Source organism: Curtobacterium sp. MCBA15_013 (assembly GCF_001865095.1).
In the GTDB taxonomy this organism is placed as follows: domain Bacteria; phylum Actinomycetota; class Actinomycetes; order Actinomycetales; family Microbacteriaceae; genus Curtobacterium.
Map to the genome: position 1 here is coordinate 1 of NZ_MJGQ01000072.1, position 387 is coordinate 387.

1 protein-coding gene is annotated in these 387 nt (G+C 56.1%); it reads left to right on the plus strand.

Features of this window, described 5'->3' with window-relative positions; genetic code table 11:
- Nucleotides 1-57: 57 nt before the first annotated feature.
- On the plus strand, nucleotides 58-387 hold a 330-nt coding region (locus tag BIV01_RS17530; RefSeq protein ID WP_139199555.1), incomplete at its 3' end, for a chorismate synthase.

Here is a 387-nt window from a genome sequence, read left to right on the forward strand (position 1 = left end):
GTGTTTCTGTTGACTGCTGAAGACTTACATTAAATACCCTGGATAAGATACTGAATCATGTCGGGAAATAGCTTCGGAAAATTGTTTACGGTGACCAGCTTTGGTGAGAGCCACGGGGCTGCGCTCGGATGCATAATTGATGGTTGCCCTCCGGGGCTTGAGCTGTCCGAGGCTGATATGCAGCGGGATCTGGACCGCCGCAAGCCCGGCACTTCGCGTCATACCACCCAGCGCCGGGAAGCGGACGAAGTGAAGATCCTCTCGGGGGTGTTCGAAGGCAAGACCACCGGCACCCCCATCGGGCTGGTGATCGAGAATACCGATCAGCGCTCAAAGGATTATTCGAAGATCGCGGAGCAGTTCCGTCCTGCCCACGCCGACTATACC